Raw genomic sequence first — 16,999 nt, forward strand, 5'->3', positions numbered from 1 at the left:
GCCGGTTCGGGCTCGGCCGCTTCGGTCATGGCCGCGCGGGCGGCGTCGATGGCGCCGCGCGTCGAGGACGCCCGCCCCGCCGCCGCCGCGGCGCCCATGCTGGCGCGGATGCGGCGCGGGTCGATGAAATCGGTTTCGCCGGCATAGGCGTCGTCGTCGGCCCCGAAGGCCTCGTCCGATGTCGTGATCACCCCGTCGGTCGCCTGGGGCGCAGAGGGCGCGGTCGCGGCCAGAGCGTCGTCGACGTCGGCGCCGCCGAAGCTTCCGAACGGGCCGAAGGGCTGGATCGCCGGCGGCGCTTCCGGTTCCGCCGCAGCCGCAGGGGCCGAGACGGCGTCTGTCTCATCGACCGTGTCCGGCGTGGTCGCCGGGAAGGGCGTGGCGACGGCGGCCTCTGGCGCGACCGGGTCGGCCGACCACTCATCCGAGCCGAACGATTCGTCAGGGAAGGCGGCGGCGCGCCAGTCGCCCATGGGGCGTTCGATGGCGCCGCCGAGAGCGGGCTCCGGCGAGTCCAGCGGCATGTCGCGCACCGCCGTCGGCGCGCGCGCCTCCATGCTGTCGCGCGCTTCGGCCAGCAGGCGGGCCGTGCGCTCCTCGCTCATCCGCATGCGCTCGGCCAGTTCGCCCGAGGCGCGGTCGTAGCGCTGCTCGATCCGGTCGGAGCTCTCGGCCAGACGACGGCCGATATCTTCCAGCGCCTGGGCCGAACGCCGCTCGGACTGGCTGATGCGCTCGCTGAGCCGGTCCGAGATGCGGGCGATCTCGCCGCCCAGCTTCTCCAGGGCGATGGCGTGGCGATCGTCGGCGGCCGTCAGTCGCTGTTCGATGCGCTCGGACTGGCGCGCGAAGTCCTGATCCAGACGCGCGGCCTGATCCTCGAACCGACCGGACAGCTTGTCCGAGACGGCGCGGGCGACCGTTTCCAGGCGCTCGGCGTCGCCCGATTCCATCGTCCGCATGCGGCCGTTCAGATTCTCGGCGATGCGCAGGACCTCGCGGCCCATCGCCTCCATCGCCTGAACGCCCTTCTGTTCGGAGGCCTTCAGCTGGTCCCCGATCGACAGGACGGCGCGCTCGATCCGGTCGATGCGGTTCTCGGTCTCGGCCGTGTCCAGCCGACGCATCATCTCGACGCGGTTGGCCTCGACTTGTCGCGACAGGGTTTCGGCCAGCTTCTCGAACCGGGCCGCCTCGCGGGCGCCTTCGGGCTCGATCCGCCCCTCGGCCGCGCGCAGGCGCCGGTCCAGCTCGGCGAAGGAGCGTTCCAGCCCCTTCAGCGCCTCGGTGGTGCGGCCCTGGGCCTGGTCGAGGCGCGCGCCCACCTGGGCCAGCAAGTCCGAGCCGACGCCCGGCCCGGCCGACTTCTCGACCGCTTCCATGCGCTGGCGCAGTTCGTTGACGCCGGCGCGCTGACGCTCCTCGATGTCGTAGAGCCGCCCCGCCAGGGCGCCCAGCGACGTCTCGACCTTGCTGAAGGCCTCCTGCGACTGGGGTCCGACTTCCTGCTCGAACCGGCGCAGGCGGCGGTGGCCCTCCTTCAGCTCTTCGGAGATGTCGTCGACGCGGCGCGCGTAGGACTTGGAGGTGGCATCCTGGCCGTCCAGCCGGCGCACGATGCCGGACACGGCCTGATCGACACCCTGGATGGCCACGGTCGAGCGGCGCTCCGCCGCTTCCAGCCGGGCGGCGATGGCGTCGATCGAGGCGGACAGGCGCTGCCACGCGTCCTCCGGCGCGCCATAGGCGTCGTCCAGACGGCGCGAGCGGCTGCGGCGCTCGAAGGGCTCGGCCACATAGGGACGGCGCGCGAGCGGCACCACGCCGTCGTCGTCATCCTCTTCCATGATCATGGAATTGAGCCACTCGCCCAGCGTCATGCCGGAGCGCCGCGCAAGGTCCTTGGCGACCTCGCGCGCCTTGGGATCGATCCCCTTAACGCTCCACGGCGCCGCTGCGCTCACCTGATTCGCCTCCCGACCTTCGCAAGCAGGCTATAACGACCACATCAAGGGTGTAAACGGCTCGTTAACCCCAATATCTAGGGGCGAGCCGGTTCAGCTGTGGACATCCCGCATACCGCCCGGAATCTGGGGCCGACGTGGTTAAGGGTTGGTGAAGATTAACCGTTCGGCAAGGATCGTCTTGCCAAGGCGCGTCCGGTCCGCCACCTGCCCCCGATGGACCTGACCACGACCCTGATCCTGCTGGCCGTCGCCCTGGCCGCGACCGTGTTCACGGGCTGGCGCGGCGCACGCCCCCCCGATCCGTGGAAGGGCCCCCGCATGGTCCCTTGGCGATTTCTGATGGTCGGCGCGGCGGCCCTGGCGCTGTTGCTGCTGGTGCATCTGGCCACGCTCTTCGGCGCGGACCGGCCGCCGTGGGTTCCCGGAGCCTGACCGGAACCCGACGCCTCCACATCGGTTGATCCGGCATCCCCCGAACAGGAGACAAGAATGTCGGACAAGCTGACGCCCGCCGAGGCGGAAAAGGAATTCTGGAAGAGCCTGAAAGAGTCGAACACCGGCATGCTGGGCATCGACCAGCCGGGCTATCACCACCAGCCGATGACCGGCTTCGGCGAACCCGAAACCGGGACCATCTGGTTCTTCACCCGCGACGACACCGACTTCGCCCGCGACGTGGCGGTCGGCGGACAGCAGGGCATGTTCTGCTACCAGGCCAAGGACCAGAAGGTGCAGGCCTGTATCCACGGCGGCCTGTCGATCGACCAGGACCGCGCGCGGATCGACAAATACTGGAACCCCGTCGTCGCCGCCTGGTATCCGGACGGCAAGGACGACCCGCACCTGACCCTGGTTCGCTTCGACGCGGACGACGGCCGCGTGTGGGTGTCGGACAAGGGCGCCCTGGGCTTCGGCTACGAGGTGCTGAAGGCCAATCTGACCAAGACCGTCCCGGACGCCGGCGGCGTGTCGGACGTGAACCTGCAGTAGGCGATCTGCGGGTCCAGACAGCGCACGGACGACGTCCGTGCGCTGCGCCGTTTACGCAACGAGGCTGCGCCGCCCGGCTTAGCCCGCGAAACACCACGCCAGGACCGCCTTCTGGGCATGGATGCGGTTCTCCGCCTCGTCCCAGACCAGCGAGCGGGGGCCGTCGATGACCGCGTCGGTGACCTCTTCCCCCCGGTGGGCGGGCAGGCAGTGCAGGAAGACCGCGTCCGGATCGGCCTGACCCATCAGGGCCTCGTCGACCGAATAGGACTCAAAGGCGGCCAGCCGCGCCTCATGGTCCTGGTCGCCCATGGACACCCAGGTGTCGGTGACCACCACGTCGGCGCCCTTCACCGCGTCGCGCGGGTCGCTGGTCAGGGTCACGGCGCTGCCGCCCTTGGCGAGGTCGCGCAGGTCGGGATGGTACTCGGCCGGACAGGCGACGTTCAGGTGGAAGCCGAACTTGGGCGCCGCGTGCATGAAGCTGTGGCAGACGTTGTTGCCGTCGCCGACCCAGGCGATGGTCTTGCCCGCCACCGGTCCGCGATGCTCCTCGATCGTCAGCAGGTCGGCCAGGATCTGGCAGGGATGGCTGCGGTCGGTCAGGCCGTTGATCACGGGCACGGTGGCGACGCGGGCGAAGCGCTCGACGTCCTCGTGGTCGTTGGCGCGGATCATGACCGCGTCGACCATGCGCGACAGGACCCGTGCGGTGTCCTCGACCGGCTCGCCGCGACCCAGCTGCATGTCCGAAGCCGTGGCGATGATCGACGATCCGCCCAGCTGGCGGATGGCCGCATCGAAGCTGAACCGGGTGCGGGTCGAGTTCTTCTCAAAGATCATCGCCAGCACGCGGTCCTGGCCCGGCGCATCGGCGTCGGGGCGACCCTGCGGCCAGCCCTTGCGCGCCTGCTTGCGGGCGTGGGCGTCGTCCAGGATGGCGCGCAGGTCCGCCGCGTCCAGCCGGTGGATGTCGAGGAAGTGACGCACCATGCTCAGACCGCCAGCTTTTCGCGCGCGGCCTTGCAGGCGCCCTCGAACTTCTCGATGGCCTCGCGGGCCTCTTCCAGCGTCAGGTTCAGCGGCGGCAGCAGGCGAACGCAGTTGTCGCCGCCGCCGGCGATCAGCAGCTTCTGCGTGTCGCGCGCCAGGGCCATGAACTCGCGATTGTTCGGGGCCAGCTTGACCCCGATCAGCAGGCCCTTGCCGCGCACGTCCACGATCACGTCGGGATAGCGCTCCTGCAGGCCCGCCAGCTGCTGCTTCAGATAGCCCGCTATGTCGTTGACGTTGACCAGGGTCTCGGGGCTGTTGATCAGCGACAGCGCCTTCAGGCCCACCGCCATGGCCAGCGGGTTGCCGCCGAAGGTCGAACCGTGCACGCCCACCGTCATGCCCTTGGCCGCCTCGGCGGTCGCCAGGCAGGCGCCGATCGGGAAGCCGCCGCCCAGGGCCTTGGCCACCGCCATGATGTCGGGCGCCATGCCCGCCCATTCATGGGCCCACAGCTTGCCCGTCCGGCCCATGCCGCACTGGACCTCGTCGAAGATGATCAGCACGCCGTGCTGGTCGCACAGCTCGCGCAGGCCGCGCAGGCACTGTTCCGGCACGGCGCGGCAGCCGCCCTCGCCCTGCACCGGCTCGACGATGATGGCGGCGGTGGTCGGGTTGGCGATGGCGGCCTTGATGGCGTCGTGGTCGCCCCACTTCAGCTGGTGAAAGCCCTGCATCGGCGGGCCGAAGCCCTCGGTGTAGTTGGGGTTGGCGGCGGCGTTGATCGCGCCATAGGTCCGGCCGTGGAAGCTGCCGTCGAAGCCGTAGATGTCGATCCGCTCGGGCTGGCCGTTGGCGACGTGATGCTTGCGCGCCGTCTTCAGGGCGCACTCGACCGCCTCGGTGCCCGAGTTGGTGAAGAACACCACGTCGGCGAAGCTGGAGGCCGTCAGGGCGTCGGCCAGGGCCTCCTGACCGGGGATGCGGAAGATGTTGGACACGTGCCACAGCTTCTCGGCCTGATCCTTGACCGCCTGGACCAGTTCGGGGTGGGCGTGGCCCAGGCCGTTGGTCGAGATGCCGGCGACGCAGTCCAGGTATTCGGTCCCGTCGGTCGACCACAGACGGGCGCCTCGACCGCGGTCCACCTCCAGCGGCGCACGGTTGTAGACACCCATCAGATGTTCGGTGGACACGGGACTTCACCTCCAGAAGCGAGACGGCCCCGGCGTCAGGACGCCGGAGCCGGATTTCATAAGGACTGGGGTTGTCGGATTAGTGACGGTGTTAGTCAACACCAGCCGTCTGCGCGTCCGCGACGCTGCTCAGCCGCAGGGCCAGGTCCGCGACGAACAGGCCGAAACGGGCCACGTCATCGCCGTCCAGCAGCTCCAGCTTGTCTTCGGTCGAGTGGATGCGCTGGAACACCGGCGGGACGAAGCCTTCCTTCAGCCCGTTGTCCTCGCCGCCATTGAACGCCAGCCACATCTGGTGGGCTCCAATCGCGTCCTGGGCGCCCAGCGACACCACCGGGACGCCGGCAGCCGAGAACACCCGGTCGTCGCTGGGCGGATAGACCGGATAGGGCATGCAGTCGAAGCCGCGCTCCGCGCAAAGGCCGCGCAGCGCCGCCAGGACGAAGCCGGACTGATCGCCGTTGTTCTCGCCGTACATCACCGTCTGGCCATAGGCGGCGACGTCCGCATTAATGACGGCGGCGATGCGGTCCTTTCCGTGGGTCTCAAGGAAATGTCTGGCGCCGATCAGCCCCAGCTCTTCCTGGTCGGTGAAGACGAAGACGAAGCGGTGAGCGACCGGCTGGCCCTCCAGGCCTTCCTTCAGCGCCTTGGCCGCCTCCATCAACGCCAGCACCGAGCCGGCGTTGTCGACGATGCCCTGGGCCATCGACCCGTCACGCAGCTTCACCGCGTCATAGTGGGCCGTCAGGACGATGTCCTTGTCGCCCTCGCCCACGGTGACGACGACATTCCGGCCTTCCATCGGGCCGGTGCGGTCGTTGCCGCCGGCGAAGGCCTGAAGCTCGGGCGTGAAGCCGGCCGCGGTCAACTGATCGACCACCACCTGCGTCCGCTCGGCGTTGGTCGGCTTGACGAAGGCGGCCGCGGCCGTCTCGATGTCGGCCCGGTCCCCGGGCTGGGGCGCGGACTCCTGCGCGAGCGCGGGGGCGGCGACCAGAAGCGCCGAAACGGCGACGAGCGAACGGAACAGCATGGCGGACCCCCGAGTGATGATCCGCCGTCGTAGCGGCCTAGCTCTTCAGACGCCAGCCCGAGCGAAACACCAGCCAGCACGCCGCGCCCATGGCGATCATCAGCGCCGCGCTGCCGATCACCCCCACCATCAGATTGCTCTCCGCATGGCCGATGAAGCCGTAACGGAAGCCGTCGATCAGGTAGAAGAAGGGGTTGAAGTGGCTGATGGACCGGAACGGCTCGGGCAGGTTCTCCACCAAGTAGAAGGTGCCGGACAGGAAGGTCATCGGCATGACGATGAAGTTCTGCACCGCCGCCAGGTGGTCGAACTTCTCGCTCCAAAGTCCGGCCAGGACCCCGGTCATGCCCATGATGAAGCTGGCCGCCAGGGCGAACCAGATGATGGCCGCGACATTGGCGATCCCCAGCGGCGCGAACGGCAGCACGCAGATCGCGGTGACCAGGCCGACCGCCACGCCGCGCGTCGCCGCACCCAGGGTGAAGCCCAGCGTCAGCTCCAGCGGGCTGAGCGGCGGGGTCAGGAAGTCGGTCGCCGTGCCCATGATCTTGGCCTGGATCAGGCTGGACGAGGCGTTGGCGAAGGCGTTGTTCAACATGGCCATCATGATCAGGCCGGGCGCGACGAACAGGGCGAAGGGCGTGCCGTGCAGCGGCGGCCGGGCGTTCTGAAGCGCCACCACGAAGACCAGCATATAGAGCAGGGTCGTCACCACCGGCGCCGCCACCGTCTGGGCCCCCACCTTCCAGAACCGCCGGACCTCGCGAAGGTACAGCGTCTGCACGCCGATCCAGTTGACCCCCGGATAGCGTCGCGGTTGCGGCAGGCCTGCGGGACGGGTGGAGATCAGGTCGGGCGTCGTCTCGGTCATGCGCCGCCAGATGCGCTTTGGGGCCCGACTGCGCAAGGGCAACGCTGGGGGATAGGGCGCAGGAGTTAGGGCCTAGGACTTAGGAGCGCCTCCCCGCCCGCCACTTCCTAGGCCCTCAGCCCTACTTTCCACGCCCGCTGCTCTACCCCGTTAACCCCAACACCGATTCAACATCTGGTTTCTGTGGACAGGATGATTCGCACATATTGCGTCTCTTAACGGCTGGTTTACGATTAGTTGTAGGTCAAGGCCCAGAGGGGGACCGCGACCGCTACATCTTGAATCCATTTCGCCGGAGGGTGGCATGACCGCAGGCTGGACCGAGGATCGCGTTGGCGCGCTGAAGAAGCTCTGGCTGGAAGGCCAGTCGGCCAGCCAGATCGCCAAGCAGCTGGGCGGCGGGGTGACCCGCAACGCCGTCATCGGCAAGGTGCACCGCCTGGGCCTGTCCGGTCGGGCCGCGCCGTCGCAGCCGGCGCGCACCACCGCGACGACCTTCCGCACGACCCGCCCGCGTCCGGCCGCTCCGGCCCCGAGCCAGGGCGTGACCCAGCCGTCGGCGCCGCGCCGCCTCGAGGCCGTCCAGCCCAAGCCGGTCCAGCCGGCGGCGAGCGTGCCGGCCCCGATGCCGGATCTGCCGGGCACGGCCACGGTCATGACCCTGGGCGCCCACATGTGCAAATGGCCGATCGGCGATCCGTCGTCGCGCGAGTTCAGCTTCTGCGGCCGCCGGGCCTCGGAAGGCGTCTATTGCGTCGAACACGCCCGGGTCGCCTACCAGCCGCAGGCCAAGCGCGGCGGCAAGGACGGCGCCAGCGACCTGGCCCGCAGCCTGCGTCGGTACATTTAAGAGGCGCTACGCTCGCGACGCGGTCGCTCGCTGCTTGAGCGCCGCTTCGCACCGCGGATCATTCCCGCGTCACAGATACCCCTTACGGGGCCGCCTTCCCCCTCGCCGGTCGCGCAAGCGGCCGGCGAGACTCCAGGGGCGGGGCTGCGGTTCATCCGGGTTGACGCAGCCCCATCCGGATCTCGACACTTCGGGCTATCGCTCGCCGCGCGGCGGCTCTCGGCTTGAGCCCGATGCTCCACCGCCCAGCGCGAGACCCTTCAGTTCAACACCCGTCTTGCATCCGGCGTATCCAGCGAGAAGGCCGGGATCGCCGCCTCGAACATGCGTCCCTCGGCGTCCGTCATCGAATAGGCGCCGACCATGGAGCCCGAGGACGTGCCCAGCGGACACCCCGAGGCATAGGCGTAGCTGTCGCCGGCTTCGATGATCGGCTGCTCGCCCACCACGCCCGGGCCCCGCACCTCCTCGACATGGCCAAGGGCGTCGGTGATGGTCCAGCGCCGCGCCACCAGCTGCACCGTGGAGCCGCTCAGGTTCACGATCTCGACCTGATAGGCCCAGACCCAGCGCCCGCCCTCGGGATCGGACTGGCCGGCCAGATAGCTGGGCCGCACCCGGATCAGGATGCCGTTGGTCTCGGCGGTATAGGCAGGTCCGTCGTGCATGGGCTATATGCTCGCCCCGCCGCGCGCGGGCCGCAAGCGCGACTTGGAGACAAGTGGCGAAAACCGTGTGAGACAGACGCCATGAGCCCGTTCGAAGCGCCCCGCCCCGGCATCCTGCCCGCCCAGTCCATCGAGACGCTGATCGCCACGGGTGCGATCACGTCGGACACGCCGTTCGACGCCGATCAGGTCCAGCCCGCCAGCCTGGACCTTCGCCTGTCCGACCGCGCTTGGCGCGTGCGCGCCTCCTTCCTGCCCGGCCAGCGCAAGGTCGAGGAGCGGATCGCCGACGTCGCCATGCACGCCATCGACGTCAGCGGCGCCGGCGTGGTGCTGGAGAAGGGTTGTGTCTATATCGCCCGCCTGCAGGAACGGCTCAGCCTGCCCAAGGGCCTGATCGCCCGCGCCAATCCCAAGAGTTCGACCGGCCGCGTCGACGTCTTCGTGCGCCTGCTGACCGATCGCGGCGCCAGCTTCGACGACGTGGACGAGGGCTATGACGGCCCCCTCTATCTGGAGATCGCGCCCCAGACCTTCTCGATCTTGGTTCGCCCCGGCACCCGCCTGAATCAGCTGCGCCTCAAGGCCGGCGAGCCGCCCAAGCTGGAGACGCGCAGCGTCGGCGTCGACCTTCAGGGCGGCGAGATCGTGGGCTTCCGGGGCCGCCGTCATGCCGGGGTGGTCGACCTGGACCACATCGACGGCCACGACCCGCGCGACTTCTGGGAGCCCCTGTCCCTGCGTCGCGGCGAACTGCTGCTGGATCCGGGCGAGTTCTACATCCTGGCCTCGTCCGACGACGTCGAGATCCCGGTCGATCAGGCCGCCGAAATGACCCCCATCGACCCGTCCGTGGGCGAGTTCCGCGTCCACTACGCCGGCTTCTTCGATCCGGGTTTCGGCACGGACGAGGCGCACGGCGCGGGCTCCAAGGGCGTGCTGGAGGTCCGAACCCACGACACGCCCTTCCTCCTGGAGCACGGCCAGATCGTCGCGCGACTGGTCTACGAACCCCTGACCGAACGCCCCAGCCGCCTCTACGGCGAGAGCGGCAGCCACTACCAGAGCCAGGGTCTGAAGCTGAGCAAGCACTTCCGGCCCTGGTGAGCGGGGAAAGGGCTTAGGAAGTAGGGCGATGTCGCCCCACGCCCCCTAAGCCCTAAGCCCTAACTCCTACCCCTAAGTCAGCCGATCCGCCTTCCTCAGCCCGGGGAACATCGCCGACCACGCCGCCGTGGCCGCCAGCGCCCCGACGCCGCCGAACACCGCCGCGCCGATCGCGCCCAGCAGCCGCACCATGACGCCGGAATAGGCCTCGCCCAGTTCGTTCGAGGCGCCGATGAACAGCATCGAAACGGACGACACCCGCCCGCGCATGTGGTCGGGCGTGGCCAGCTGGATCAGGGTCTGGCGGATGTTGACGCTGATCATGTCCGCGCCGCCGCCGATGAACAGGGCCAGGGCGCTGAGCCAGACGATCTTGGACAGGCCGAAGGTCAGGGTGCACAGGCCGAACACCGCCACCGCCGCGAACATCCAGCGCCCGCCATGCCGGACGATGGGAAAGCGGCTGAGATAGATGGCCACCGCCATGGCCCCGACCCCGAACGCCGCACGCAGCAGGCCGAACCCTTCCGGCCCCACATGCAGGATGTCGCGCGCGAAGATCGGCGTCAGCAGCGCCACCCCGGCCATCAGAACCACGATCAGGTCCAGCGAGATGGCGCCCAGCACGATCTTGGTCTTCCAGACGTAGGCTAGGCCTTCCTTGACGGATTCGACCGCCGACAGCTTGTGCTCGACTGGCGCGGGCTTGCCGCTGGTGCGGATCAGCACGAAGGCGGCCACCGCCAGCAGGAACATGCCCAGCGCGACGGCGTAGGCGAGAGGCACGCTGCGGCCCACGATCACCCCGCCCAGGGCCGGGCCGGCGATGGCCCCGGTCTGGAAAGCGATGGACTGGGCGGCGATGGCTGGAGGCAGGGCCTTTCGTCCCACCACCATCGGCAGGAAGGCCTGGCTGGCCGGAGCCAGGAAGGCGCGCGCGGCGCCGAACAGGGCGGCGACCGCCAGCAGCCCCCACAGCGGCGGCGAGCCGTGCAGCGCCATCAGCAGGAAGGCCGTGGCGCAGGTCGCCTCGACCAGGATGGAGATCCACACCGTGCGCTTGCGGTCGCGCCGGTCCGCCATGGCTCCGGCCGGCAGAGTGAAGGCCAGCAGCGGCAGGAACTGGCACAGGCCGACCAGGCCCAGATAGAGGCTGGCCTGTTCGATCGGATGGTCCCGCCGCGCGATCTCATAGACCTGCCACAGCAGGGCCGACGACTGGATCTGGATCGCCAGCACGGCGACCACCCGGCCGAACCACAGCAGGCGGAAGTCGCGGATGCCCCAGGGACTGGACGGGCCTTCAGGCGGCGCGGGCGGAGCAGGCGGCGTCGGCGAGCCGGTGTCGATGGATTCTGTGGTCACGTTCTTCGGGGATACTTCGGATAGGGCGTCCCATCCCGGTGGAAATAGCGATCCGCGCCCTCGGGCAGGACCATGTCGATGTCGGGATAGTCGCAGGCGGTGACGGTCGGGCTGCGCGTGCCGACCTCGAGCAGAACCGCTTCGGCGCCGGATCGGTTCTCGATCTTGTGGCCGTTCGGCACGCCGGCCTTGAAGCCCGCGCAGTCGCCGGCGCGCAGGACCGTCTCGCCGTCCTCCTCGACCAGAACCACCTCGCCCTCGACCACCCAGACGAACTCATCCTCGGCGGCGTGCCAGTGGCGCTGGCTGGACCAGGCGCCGGCGGGCAGGCGCAGCAGATTGACCCCGAACTGGTCCAGGCCCGCCGCGTCGCCCAGCCGCCAGCGGCGGCGCGGACGGCATTCGTCGGCGTGCTCGTCCGGATAGGTGGTGCCGTTGACGGTCGGCGCGGTCTGGATGTCGATCTTTGGCAAAGCGGCGGCCCTTCTCGCCTCTGCGAGATTTCCCTAAAGCATAGCCGCATGAGCCGCGCATCAACTCCTGTGATCGATCCCGTCGAACTGACCCGCGACCTGATCCGCATTCCCTCTGTCACCCCCGCCGACGAGGGCGCGATGGACGTGCTGGAGCGGCGCCTGACGGCCCTGGGCTTCACCTGTCGCCGCCTGGCCTTCGAGGGACCGGGCGGGACCGGCGCCGACGCCCGGATCGAGAACCTGTACGCGCGGCGCGGGACGGCCTCGCCCAACCTCTGCTTCGCCGGCCATACGGACGTGGTCCCCACCGGCCCGTCGGAGCAGTGGTCGTCCCGGCCGTTCGAGGCCGAGGTCCGGGACGGCGTCCTCTACGGACGGGGCGCGGTGGACATGAAGGGCGGCATCGCGGCCTGGGTGGCGGCTGTGTCGCGCGTGCTGAGCGAGGGGGAGGTTCCCGGCAGCCTGTCCTTCCTGATCACCGGCGACGAGGAAGGCCCCGCCCTGCACGGCACCAAGCGGGTGGTCGAGACCCTGGCCGCCGAGGGCGAGGTCATCGACGCCTGCGTGGTGGGCGAACCGTCCTCGTCCCAGCATCTGGGCGACATGATCAAGGTGGGGCGGCGCGGGTCGCTGAACACCTGGATCACGGTTCACGGCAAGCAGGGCCACGTCGCCTATCCCGAGCGCGCGGCCAATCCGGCGCCGGTGATCGCAAAGCTGATGGCGCGGCTGAACGACCACGTCCTGGACGACGGCTATGACGGCTTTCCTCCGTCGAACCTGGAGATCACCACCATCGACGTCGGCAATCCGGCGACCAACATCATCCCGGCCGAGGCCCGGGCGCGGCTGAACATCCGTTTCAACCCGACCCATACCGGCGACGACCTGATCGACTGGCTGAACCGCGAGGCCGGCGCCCTCCAGGCCGAGACCGGCCTGCGCATCGAGCTGGAGCATCTGTGTTCCGGAAACGCCTTCCTGACCGAGCCCGGCCCCTTCGTGGAGGCGGTGCAGGACGCGGTGGAGGCCGTCGCCGGCCGCCGCCCCGAGGCCTCGACCACCGGCGGCACCTCCGACGCCCGCTTCATCCGGGCCCTGTGCCCCGTGCTGGAGCTGGGCCTGGTCGGCCAGACCATGCACCAGATCGACGAGCGCGTGCCGGTCGCCGAGCTGGAGGCGCTGACCGACGTCTATCAGCGGGTCATCGAGACGGTGTTCGAGCGGCTTCAGCCTGACTAGGGCCGCTCCAGGAAGCGCAGCGCCGTCAGCACATGGGTCTTCACGCCCAGGGGCAGGACCTTCTCGTTGGGCGAGAACTCGGGCGAATGGTTCGGCGCCGACTCAGCCGGGTCGACGCCGTCGGGGCTGGCGCCCAGGTGGTAGAAGACGCCAGGGATGGCCTGCTGGAAATAGCTGAAGTCCTCGGCCACCGTGGTCGGCGGCGCCGCCGGATCGACGTTCCCCTCCCCGGCCGCCTCGGTCAGCACCGGCGCCAGCCAGGCCGAAAGGGCGGGGTCGTTATAGACCAGGGCGGCGTTCTGCCGGACGCCGAACTCGGCCGTCGCGCCGTAGGTTTCGGCCACATGGCCGACGGCGGCCTCGGCGCGGGCGACCAGGTCTTCGCGCTGGGCCACGTCGAAGGTGCGCAGGGTGCCCGACATCGTCGCGCTGTCGGGGATGATGTTGTAGCGCACGCCGGCGTTCACCGTGGCGATGGTGAAGACCGTCGGGGTGGTGGTCGGATCGACCGTCCGCGCCGTCAGGGTGTTGATGGTCTGGACGATCTGGGCGGCCGTCGCCACCACGTCCACGCCGCGCCACGGCCAGGCGCCGTGGGTCTGTTTGCCCTTCAGGGCGATGTCGACGCGGTCCGAGGCGGCCATGAAGCCTTCCGGCCGGTAGAAGACCGTCCCCGCGCGGCCCGGCACCACGTGAAGCCCGAAGATCGCCTCGGGCTTCGGATCGGCAAGCGCGCCTTCCTCGATCATCAGCGCCGCGCCGCCCTTGGGTTCGCCCGGAGGCGCGCCCTCCTCGGCCGGCTGGAAGACGAAGACCACGGTTCCGCTCAGCTGGTCCTTCATCCCGGCCAGCACCTCGGCGGCGCCCATCAGCATGGCCATGTGCGTGTCGTGGCCGCAGGCGTGGGCGACCGGGACGGTGTTGCCCATGTAGCGGCCGGTGGCGGTCGAGGCGAAGGGCAGGCCGGTCGCCTCCTGCACCGGCAGGGCGTCCATGTCAGCGCGCAGGGCCACGACCCGGCCGGGCCGCGCCCCGCGCAGCACGCCGACCACGCCGGTCTTGCCGACCTCGGTGCGGACCTCCAGGCCCAGGCCGCGCAAATGTTCGGCGATCACCCCCGCGGTGCGCGTCTCGGCGAAGCCCAGTTCTGGATGCTGGTGGAAGTCGCGGCGCCAGGCGGTCACCTGCGGCGCCACCGCCTGAACGGCCGCGTCGACGGCGGCGGCGTCCACGCTCTGAGCTTCGGCGGCGCCCGCCGCCAGAACCAGGCTCAGGGCGGAGGCGGCGATCAGTCGGCGCATGTGAAGCTCCCGTGAAATTTCATCTCGCGGCATGGTGAGGGCGCCCGCGGCGCTTGTGCAACCGTCGAGGACCGGCGATCCTCGATGCATGGCCGTGAAGGACTTCAAAAGCACCAGCACCGAATGGCGCGACGTCGTGCTGGTGTGCCGCAAATGCTCAAAGAAGCTGGACGGAGGCTTCGGCCCTGACGGCGACCTGACGCTGAAGAAGGCGCTGCGGAAGTACTTCAACCTCAAGAAGGGCAAGAAGGGCCGCAAGGGCGACCTGGTCGTCACCGGCGTCGACTGTTTCGACGTCTGCCCCAAGGGCGCGGTGGTCGCGGTCAACGGGGCCCGGCCCAAGGAGTTGCTGATCGTGCCGGCCGGGGCCGACCTGCTGGAGGTCAAGGCACGCCTCGGGCTGCAGGATCATCGCCGCGTCCGCGCGCCGCTGGGCCTGGTCTAGCCGACGCAGCGCGTCCGTCTTCCAGGCGGCGCCTTCCTTCCGGCCGAAACCCGTGCCAGACGGACGGCATGGACGACACTCGCATCGAAAAGCGCATCGGGGTTCAGGCAGACGCCGAGCGCATCTGGGACCTGATCGCGGACCTTGACGCTTGGTCGCGCTGGAATCCGCACGACCGCGACGTCGAGGGCGCCATCGCCTTCGGCGGACGGCTGCACATGACCGAGGCCTGGCCCGACCTGGAAGAGCGCCGCGCCGCCGGACAGGTCGCCGAATGGGAGCCGCTGGCGCGGCTGGTCTGGGTCGAGAGACGCGGCTTCCTGTTCAACACCCTGCGCTATATCGAGATCGAGGAGCTGGAGCGCGGCAGCTGCATCCTGGCGTCCGGCACCCGCTTCTCCGGCCTGCGCGGGGAGCTGTTCCACGACAAGCATCGCGGCGCCCTGCGGCGGGGCCATGAGGCGCTGGTCACGGGACTGAAGGCGGCGGCGGAAGCCTAGCCCGCGCCGCCCGCGGCGGCCGAAGCCTTCATCGTGTCCATGATGTTGATGATCGCCGGCCCCAGGATGACGACGAACAGCACCGGCAGGAAGAAGACGATCATCGGCACCGTCAGCTGCGCCGGCAGGGCGGCGGCCTTCTTCTCGGCCGCGGACAGGCGCAGGTCGCGGTTTTCCTTGGCCATGACCCGCAGCGCCGACGCCAGCGGCGTGCCATAGGTCTCGGCCTGGGTCATGGCGGTCGCGACCGCCTTCACGCCAGGATGGTTGTTGCGCCGGCCCAGATTTTCATAGGCCACGCGGCGATCCGGCAGATAGCTGAGTTCGGCCGCCAGAAGCGAAAGCTCCTCGGCCAGTTCGATGGACGTGCCGCCGATTTCGGAACTGACCTTCTGGATCGCCGCCTCGATCGACATGCCGGATTCGACGCAGATCAGCAGCAGGTCCAGGGCATCGGGAAAGGCCTGCATGATGGAGGTGCGGCGCTTGGAGATCAGGTTCGAGAGATAGATGTTCGGCGCGTAGAAGCCCGCGACCGCCGCCGCCATGCTGGCGGTCACCCGCATCATCACCGGCAGGCCGAAGTCGTTGACCACGAACAGGTAGAAGGCCGTCAGCGCCATGAAGACGAACGGCGTGGCGAAGCGGAAGAAGTAGAAGGCCGTCACCGGCCGGGGGCCCCGGAAGCCGGCCTGGGCCATCTGGTCGACGACCTTGGGGTCTTCCAGCAGCTTGGTCAGGTTCAGCCGTTCGACGACGCGCTTCTTGAAGCCCTCGTCGGTCTGGCGCAGGCCGCCCGTTCCCTGGGGTCCGCCCTGGATGGCGGCGCGAGAACGGCGGCGCAGTTCGTCGCGCCGTTCCGACACCGACTTCATCCGCTTGTTCAGGTCCGCCTGGCCCATCAACGTGGACAGCAGCGTCAGGACCGTGGCGAACACCGCGATCCCCACGCCCATGCTGAGTAGGTTTCGCGGGTCGGTCAGGAAGATGAGGATGCCGTTCATCGCCCTGCCCTAGAACTTGAAGTTGATCATCTTCTTCATGGCGAGCACGCCGAACGTCATCCAGACGCCCGCCACCAGAAGCATGACCTGCCCGCGCATGTCGGTGAACAGCAGGCCCATGTAGGCGGGGGCCGTCAGGCTGACCAACGCCATGACCACCGGCGGCAGCGAGCCGATGATGCCGGCCGAGGCGATGGCCTCGGACGACAGGGCCTTGATCTTCTCGGCCATCAGCCGCCGCGACCGCAGCACGATCGAAAGGTTGCCCAGCGCCTCGGCCAGGTTGCCGCCGGTCTTCTGCTGGATGGCGATCACGATGGTGAAGAACCGCAGCTCCGGCGTGGGCATGCGGCCGTACATCTTGTCCAGCGATTGCTCCAGCGTCATGCCGACGCCCAGGCCCTCGACCAGCTTCTTGAACTCGGGGCCCAACGGCGCCGGGCTCTCGCGGGCGATGATCTTGAAACATTCGTGGACCGGCAGGCCCGACTTGATGCCGCGCACGATGACGTCCACGGCGTTGGGGAACTCCAGCGAGAACTTCTTCATCCGCTTCTTAGCCAGGAAGCCGACCACCCAGCGCGGCAGACCCAGGGCGAAGACGACGGCGGCGCCCAGCGCCACGATCGGATGCAGCCCCGCAACCAGGGCGACCAGCAGGGCGACGACGCCCAGCACGGCGGAGATGATGTAGAACGTGCGCTGGCCGATCGACAGGCCGGCGGCGGCCAGGCGAGACGACAGGGTCTTGCGCGCCTTGCGCCCCTCCTTCTCGGCCTCCTGCAGCTGCACCATGATCTGCTTGCGGCGGGCTTCCGGCGTATTGGCCGCGGCGGCCTTGCGCGCGCTGGCCTGGGACTTCCGGCCCGCGCCCATGGCCTGGGCGCGCTTGACGGCCTGGGCGCCGGAATCGTCGCCGCCCACCAGAACCCAGCCGATGCTTCCGATGGTGATGAAGGCCAGGACGGCCGCGAGGATCGGCAGCATC

The 16,999-nt window shown here is 69.3% G+C and carries 18 protein-coding genes; 7 read left to right on the top strand and 11 right to left on the bottom strand.

The annotated features are described in order from the left end of the window. The coding region (locus tag ACE3PU_RS02255) for a hypothetical protein (RefSeq protein ID WP_374386218.1) at positions 1-1,964 on the bottom strand (1,964 nt) is incomplete at its 3' end. Between the two features lie 216 nt (positions 1,965-2,180). Between ACE3PU_RS02255 and ACE3PU_RS02260 the strand changes: the two genes are divergently transcribed. Further along, positions 2,181-2,399 carry a hypothetical protein gene (locus ACE3PU_RS02260; RefSeq protein ID WP_374386220.1) on the top strand — a complete coding sequence of 73 codons (219 nt, stop codon included), beginning with the start codon at positions 2,181-2,183 and terminating at the stop codon, positions 2,397-2,399. A gap of 57 nt (positions 2,400-2,456) precedes the next feature. Continuing rightward, a complete protein-coding gene (locus ACE3PU_RS02265; protein WP_374386222.1) occupies positions 2,457-2,957 on the top strand; it encodes a pyridoxamine 5'-phosphate oxidase family protein in 501 nt (166 codons plus the stop codon). A gap of 78 nt (positions 2,958-3,035) precedes the next feature. Here ACE3PU_RS02265 and argF read toward each other — a convergent pair whose 3' ends face one another. From argF to ACE3PU_RS02285, 4 genes are all read right to left on the bottom strand, one after another. Beyond that, positions 3,036-3,956 carry an ornithine carbamoyltransferase gene (argF, locus tag ACE3PU_RS02270; RefSeq protein WP_374386290.1) on the bottom strand — a complete coding sequence of 307 codons (921 nt, stop codon included), beginning with the start codon at positions 3,954-3,956 and terminating at the stop codon, positions 3,036-3,038. After that, on the bottom strand, positions 3,953-5,146 hold the full coding sequence (locus ACE3PU_RS02275) for an aspartate aminotransferase family protein (RefSeq protein WP_374386224.1): 1,194 nt from the start codon (positions 5,144-5,146) through the stop codon (positions 3,953-3,955). Before ACE3PU_RS02275 ends, argF begins: the two co-directional genes overlap by 4 nt. A 91-nt stretch (positions 5,147-5,237) precedes the next feature. After that, a complete protein-coding gene (locus ACE3PU_RS02280; protein ID WP_374386226.1) occupies positions 5,238-6,182 on the bottom strand; it encodes a M28 family metallopeptidase in 945 nt (314 codons plus the stop codon). A gap of 37 nt (positions 6,183-6,219) precedes the next feature. Then, on the bottom strand, positions 6,220-7,053 hold the full coding sequence (locus ACE3PU_RS02285) for an ABC transporter permease (protein ID WP_374386229.1): 834 nt from the start codon (positions 7,051-7,053) through the stop codon (positions 6,220-6,222). Positions 7,054-7,357: 304 nt separating this feature from the next. On the opposite strand from ACE3PU_RS02285, the gene ACE3PU_RS02290 reads away from it, so the two are divergent. Then, a complete protein-coding gene (locus tag ACE3PU_RS02290; protein WP_374386231.1) occupies positions 7,358-7,903 on the top strand; it encodes a GcrA family cell cycle regulator in 546 nt (181 codons plus the stop codon). Positions 7,904-8,163: 260 nt separating this feature from the next. Here the strand turns inward: ACE3PU_RS02290 and apaG are convergent, their stop codons facing one another. Beyond that, complete coding sequence (gene apaG, locus ACE3PU_RS02295; RefSeq protein ID WP_374386233.1) at positions 8,164-8,571, bottom strand: Co2+/Mg2+ efflux protein ApaG; 408 nt, start codon at positions 8,569-8,571, stop codon at positions 8,164-8,166. Between the two features lie 81 nt (positions 8,572-8,652). On the opposite strand from apaG, the gene ACE3PU_RS02300 reads away from it, so the two are divergent. After that, positions 8,653-9,678 (top strand): 2'-deoxycytidine 5'-triphosphate deaminase, encoded by a 1,026-nt coding sequence (locus tag ACE3PU_RS02300; RefSeq protein ID WP_374386235.1) that lies wholly within the window; start codon positions 8,653-8,655, stop codon positions 9,676-9,678. Positions 9,679-9,750: 72 nt separating this feature from the next. Here ACE3PU_RS02300 and ACE3PU_RS02305 read toward each other — a convergent pair whose 3' ends face one another. Both ACE3PU_RS02305 and ACE3PU_RS02310 read right to left on the bottom strand, forming a co-directional pair. After that, positions 9,751-11,043, bottom strand: a complete 1,293-nt coding sequence (locus ACE3PU_RS02305) for an MFS transporter (protein ID WP_374386237.1) — start codon at positions 11,041-11,043, stop codon at positions 9,751-9,753. Beyond that, on the bottom strand, positions 11,040-11,516 hold the full coding sequence (locus ACE3PU_RS02310; protein ID WP_374386239.1) for a cupin domain-containing protein: 477 nt from the start codon (positions 11,514-11,516) through the stop codon (positions 11,040-11,042). The genes ACE3PU_RS02305 and ACE3PU_RS02310 overlap by 4 nt, the downstream gene beginning before the upstream one ends. A 48-nt stretch (positions 11,517-11,564) precedes the next feature. Between ACE3PU_RS02310 and dapE the strand changes: the two genes are divergently transcribed. Then, complete coding sequence (gene dapE / locus ACE3PU_RS02315; protein ID WP_374386241.1) at positions 11,565-12,761, top strand: succinyl-diaminopimelate desuccinylase; 1,197 nt, start codon at positions 11,565-11,567, stop codon at positions 12,759-12,761. Here the strand turns inward: dapE and ACE3PU_RS02320 are convergent. Further along, positions 12,758-14,062, bottom strand: a complete 1,305-nt coding sequence (locus ACE3PU_RS02320; RefSeq protein ID WP_374386243.1) for an amidohydrolase — start codon at positions 14,060-14,062, stop codon at positions 12,758-12,760. The two genes, dapE and ACE3PU_RS02320, sit on opposite strands and share 4 nt — an antisense overlap. 88 nt (positions 14,063-14,150) lie before the next feature. Between ACE3PU_RS02320 and ACE3PU_RS02325 the strand changes: the two genes are divergently transcribed. Both ACE3PU_RS02325 and ACE3PU_RS02330 read left to right on the top strand, forming a co-directional pair. After that, on the top strand, positions 14,151-14,507 hold the full coding sequence (locus ACE3PU_RS02325; RefSeq protein WP_374386245.1) for a hypothetical protein: 357 nt from the start codon (positions 14,151-14,153) through the stop codon (positions 14,505-14,507). Between the two features lie 68 nt (positions 14,508-14,575). Beyond that, entirely contained in the window at positions 14,576-15,007 is a 432-nt protein-coding gene (locus ACE3PU_RS02330; RefSeq protein ID WP_374386247.1) for an SRPBCC family protein, read from the top strand. On the opposite strand, the gene ACE3PU_RS02335 is transcribed toward ACE3PU_RS02330, so the two are convergent. Next, complete coding sequence (locus ACE3PU_RS02335; protein WP_374386249.1) at positions 15,004-16,011, bottom strand: type II secretion system F family protein; 1,008 nt, start codon at positions 16,009-16,011, stop codon at positions 15,004-15,006. The two genes, ACE3PU_RS02330 and ACE3PU_RS02335, sit on opposite strands and share 4 nt — an antisense overlap. 9 nt (positions 16,012-16,020) lie before the next feature. Beyond that, on the bottom strand, positions 16,021-16,998 hold the full coding sequence (locus tag ACE3PU_RS02340; RefSeq protein ID WP_374386251.1) for a type II secretion system F family protein: 978 nt from the start codon (positions 16,996-16,998) through the stop codon (positions 16,021-16,023). Position 16,999 lies beyond the last annotated feature (1 nt).

It is taken from the genome of Brevundimonas sp., from assembly GCF_041911375.1.
Taxonomy (GTDB): Bacteria; Pseudomonadota; Alphaproteobacteria; order Caulobacterales; family Caulobacteraceae; genus Brevundimonas.

What these genes read in the sequence shown, in the direction of transcription:
- ACE3PU_RS02260 (WP_374386220.1), top strand. Translation starts at nt 2,181, where the DNA reads ATGGACCTGACCACGACCCTGATCCTGCTGGCCGTCGCCCTGGCCGCG.
- ACE3PU_RS02265 (WP_374386222.1), top strand. Translation starts at nt 2,457, where the DNA reads ATGTCGGACAAGCTGACGCCCGCCGAGGCGGAAAAGGAATTCTGGAAG.
- ACE3PU_RS02280 (WP_374386226.1), bottom strand. Translation starts at nt 6,182, where the DNA reads ATGCTGTTCCGTTCGCTCGTCGCCGTTTCGGCGCTTCTGGTCGCCGCC.
- ACE3PU_RS02285 (WP_374386229.1), bottom strand. Translation starts at nt 7,053, where the DNA reads ATGACCGAGACGACGCCCGACCTGATCTCCACCCGTCCCGCAGGCCTG.
- ACE3PU_RS02290 (WP_374386231.1), top strand. Translation starts at nt 7,358, where the DNA reads ATGACCGCAGGCTGGACCGAGGATCGCGTTGGCGCGCTGAAGAAGCTC.
- apaG (WP_374386233.1), bottom strand. Translation starts at nt 8,571, where the DNA reads ATGCACGACGGACCTGCCTATACCGCCGAGACCAACGGCATCCTGATC.
- ACE3PU_RS02300 (WP_374386235.1), top strand. Translation starts at nt 8,653, where the DNA reads ATGAGCCCGTTCGAAGCGCCCCGCCCCGGCATCCTGCCCGCCCAGTCC.
- dapE (WP_374386241.1), top strand. Translation starts at nt 11,565, where the DNA reads ATGAGCCGCGCATCAACTCCTGTGATCGATCCCGTCGAACTGACCCGC.
- ACE3PU_RS02320 (WP_374386243.1), bottom strand. Translation starts at nt 14,062, where the DNA reads ATGCGCCGACTGATCGCCGCCTCCGCCCTGAGCCTGGTTCTGGCGGCG.
- ACE3PU_RS02325 (WP_374386245.1), top strand. Translation starts at nt 14,151, where the DNA reads ATGGCCGTGAAGGACTTCAAAAGCACCAGCACCGAATGGCGCGACGTC.
- ACE3PU_RS02330 (WP_374386247.1), top strand. Translation starts at nt 14,576, where the DNA reads ATGGACGACACTCGCATCGAAAAGCGCATCGGGGTTCAGGCAGACGCC.
- ACE3PU_RS02335 (WP_374386249.1), bottom strand. Translation starts at nt 16,011, where the DNA reads ATGAACGGCATCCTCATCTTCCTGACCGACCCGCGAAACCTACTCAGC.
- ACE3PU_RS02340 (WP_374386251.1), bottom strand. Translation starts at nt 16,998, where the DNA reads ATGCTGCCGATCCTCGCGGCCGTCCTGGCCTTCATCACCATCGGAAGC.